4 protein-coding genes are annotated in these 3,443 nt (G+C 67.7%); 3 read left to right on the top strand and 1 reads right to left on the bottom strand.

All coding sequences use genetic code 11. The features are described from left to right. Positions 1-85: 85 nt before the first annotated feature. Together NVU01S_RS01425 and NVU01S_RS43070 are read left to right on the top strand one after the other, a co-directional pair. Positions 86-877, top strand: a complete 792-nt coding sequence (locus NVU01S_RS01425) for a hypothetical protein (RefSeq protein ID WP_052280714.1) — start codon at positions 86-88, stop codon at positions 875-877. Further along, positions 874-1,038, top strand: a complete 165-nt coding sequence (locus NVU01S_RS43070; protein WP_156522218.1) for a hypothetical protein — start codon at positions 874-876, stop codon at positions 1,036-1,038. Before NVU01S_RS01425 ends, NVU01S_RS43070 begins: the two co-directional genes overlap by 4 nt. A gap of 13 nt (positions 1,039-1,051) precedes the next feature. On the opposite strand, the gene NVU01S_RS01420 is transcribed toward NVU01S_RS43070, so the two are convergent. Next, entirely contained in the window at positions 1,052-1,960 is a 909-nt protein-coding gene (locus NVU01S_RS01420; RefSeq protein WP_043672307.1) for a helix-turn-helix transcriptional regulator, read from the bottom strand. Between the two features lie 293 nt (positions 1,961-2,253). Between NVU01S_RS01420 and NVU01S_RS01415 the strand changes: the two genes are divergently transcribed. After that, positions 2,254-3,420, top strand: a complete 1,167-nt coding sequence (locus tag NVU01S_RS01415; protein ID WP_043672310.1) for a glycosyltransferase 87 family protein — start codon at positions 2,254-2,256, stop codon at positions 3,418-3,420. Positions 3,421-3,443: the final 23 nt, after the last annotated feature.

Raw genomic sequence — 3,443 nt, 5'->3', positions numbered from 1 at the left:
CCAGCCCGACCCGACTATGTCCTGCCTCGTATCCCGGAGGCCCTGCGCCGACAAAGGAATCCGCTATCGCTACATCGGAGCAAGCATGACCGGAACCCCGTCCGCCTACAGTCGCTGGACCCGCCGCGCCGTCACCTACGTGCCCGTGCATCGGCAGGGCAGGCTGATCGGCTATCTGTGGGCCTCGGTCGACCATTACGCCGCAGGCTTCGAACGCCATCTCGCCACGGCCGCTGACGATCTGGACTGTCTGCTCGTCTGGGAGCGGCGGCTCGACGACGCGGCCCGGCGCGACCGCACACCGCAGGAGGCGGTCCAGGAGTGGGTCGGTGCACCCGAAGACGCGGTCGCCGGTGCGATTCCCCCCGGCGTCAAACACGACGGCGCATCGGATCTGGCCGAACTGTGGGACCGGCTCAACCCCGACGGGCCACCCCTTGGTGACGGACCGCTCGTCCAGGACGGCGCCTATCCCGACGGCACCCCGGCGGACCGGCGGGACGGCTGGGGACCGTTGCACAGCGTTCCGTTGCGAACGTATGTCGACGACACCGATGCCCGCATCCGCTATCTCCCGGTCCGGATCGACGCCGCCGTGGTCGGCTATCTGTGGGCCGCCGCCACCGGAGAGGCCGGCGGCTACCTGCCACGAGCCGACGCGGGGCGGACCGGACAGATCGCTGCCGGACTGTGGCAATCGCGTTTCAGCGACGCCTATCTCGCCGGGCAACCCGCCACGACCGCACTGGCCCGCTGCCGCGATTTCCCCGCCGATCGGCTCTCCGGGGTCGTCGAGGCCGGCGACACCGAGCGGCAGGCACACGCCCTCGCCGAACTGCAACGCCTGGCCGCGGGAGCCGTCGACGACTCGCTTTGACGGGTTGGTACGACATCCGCAGCACCGGCGTGTATCCGGACGGCGAGAATGTCCGGTTCACCGCCGAAACACGGCCGGTCAGCACCGATTCCGAGCCCGACCGCGCTCAGCTCCGCATCTCGGACGAGCCGCGGGACGGCGATACGGGCGGATCACCGTAGTATCGGCCGGAACTCAGCCGGCCGCGGCGGGGGCATGGTAACGCTCGCGGTGCTCGATCCACGGCCGCTGCTGTTCCTCTTTGCTCATCGCGAGCAGCGCGTGCAGTTGCGCCCACTGGGTTTCGTCGGTCGGTGTGTAGATCTGCACCCACGCGCCCTGCACGGCGGGCAACGACATGCTGGTGATGAACATTTCCAGGTCGCCCACCGCGAGATGCCGGATCTGTTTGATCCGCTTGTTCGGCACCGCGACGTCGTTGCGCGCCCACAGGGTCGCGAAATCGGCGCTCTCGGTGCACATTTCTTCGATGAACTGCTGCCAGCTCGGATCGTCGAGGTTCTTCGCGTACGCCCCGCGCAGGTAGGCGACCATGCGGCGCAGGTCGTCCCAGCTGTGCCGGTAGGTATTGCAGCATTGCGGCGTCATGAACACCCGGCGGGCCACGTTGCGCTCCCCCACCAGGAATCCGGGACACAGTGATTCGTAGGCGGCGTTGTAGGCCAGCAGGTCGTATCGCGCGCTGAGCAGCGCTGCGGGCAGCGGCACCAGATGGTCGAGGATGGTCTGCATCTCTTCGGGCAGTGCGCTGTTCGCGTGTGCGCTCGGCACCGTCGGCACCTCGGCCAGCCGGTACAGGTGGGCCCGCTCGGCGTCGTCGAGGGCCAGCGTGCGCGCGACCGCGTCCAGCACCTGCACACTGACGTTGATCTGCCTGCCCTGTTCGAGCCAGGTGTACCAGGTGACCCCGATGCCGGACAGTTGCGCCACTTCCTCGCGGCGCAGGCCGGGTGTGCGGCGCCGCGGCCCCGGGGGCAGCCCGACCTCGTCCGGCGAGATCTTGGCCCGGCGCGATTTCAGGAACGTTCCCAGCTCCGCGCGACGCGCTTTGCGCACCGCCCGAACATCCAGCACATCGGTCATCGTTCGATCGTGCCCTATGCGGCTAACCGTATCCAGGTGCTGCTGGTACCCGTTTCAGCGGGCCGCGCGCGAGGATTCGAGCCCGCTCGACGACCGATCCACGCCCCGGCATGTCGCCCGAAAAATTGCGGCTACCAGCGGCGATTCACACTGACACCGGCCCCCGACAGTTCGGGTCATGCTCTGCGCGGACTTATTCTGTAAGTTACTCGCTTGTGCGCAAATCCCGGCAGCTGGACTTTCCACGCTCGGGCCCAACGCTTTTCATACTGACCGCAAGCGCGGTCCTAGCGGTGATCCTGCTGTTCACCACGGTCGATCCGTGGCTCGATCGGGCGGGCATCCTGGCCGGTGGGCTCGATGTACATGTGTATAGGGATGGCGCGTGGCGCATCCTGCACGGTCTTCCGCTCTACACGGAACCGACGGTGGCAGGGCTGCTCTATACCTACACGCCCTTCTCCACCCTCGCCTTCATTCCCATCGTGCTGGTGCCGTGGGCGGCGGTCAACTACACCGGCATGGTCTTCAACCTGCTGGTGCTGTTCGGCTGCGTGCTGTTGAGCCTCCGGCTGCTCGGGTACCGCAGCACAGCACGGTCGGCCCTGATCAGCGCACTGCTGGCATTGACCTGCGCGTTCCTCGAACCGGTGCGGACCACGCTGTTCTACGGGCAGATCAATCTGCTGTTGATGCTGCTCGTCCTGTGGGATTTCGCGCGGGCCGATCGCAGCCGGCTGCGCGGTATCGGCGTCGGCCTGGCCGCGGGCATCAAGCTGGTCCCGATCTATTTCATCGCGCAGTTCGTGGTGCTGCGACAGTGGCGCGCGGCCGTGACGGCGGGCGCGGCGTTCGCCGCCACCATCGCCGTTGCCTGGATCGTGCTGCCGACCGATTCGCGCGAGTACTGGACCTCCACCTTCTTCCAGTCCAATCGCATCGCCGACGATATGCATCCGTCCAATCAGTCCGTGCGGGGTGTGATCGCGCATCTGACCCACCATCCGGCACCCATGTGGCTGTGGCTGCTCATCGCCGTCCCACTCGCCCTGGTGAGCCTCGTGCTCGTCGCCGGACTGTACGAGCACGGTGAGCACCTGCTCGCCGTCACGCTCGCCGGGCTCACGGCCTGCGCGGTGTCGCCGTTCTCCTGGGACCATCACTGGGTCTGGTACGTCCCGCTGCTCGTCTATCTGGTGCATCGTGCGCAGACGCGACCGGTCTGGTGGCTGGCCGCGGCCGCGCTCTTCGTCTCGGTGGGCGCGTGGACCTGGGAGTACGACCCGAATTACGTTGTGGTCGGCCTGTTCCTGTTTCCGCCGTGGTGGCCACTGGCCCAGGTGCTGATCAATAGCTTCGTCGTGGTGTACGCCGTCGTGCTGCTCGGCACCGGCCTGCTGCTGCTCCGCCTGCGCCGCACCGGATCCCGGCACACCGACCCGGAGCCCGCCGTCCGGTGAGCGCCGCGCGGCGACCTCCTCGG

The organism is Nocardia vulneris, assembly GCF_001613425.1.
Taxonomy (GTDB): domain Bacteria; phylum Actinomycetota; class Actinomycetes; order Mycobacteriales; family Mycobacteriaceae; genus Nocardia; species Nocardia vulneris.
Note: the sequence above shows the minus strand (reverse complement) of the source record. Positions and strands in the feature narration are given on the sequence as shown.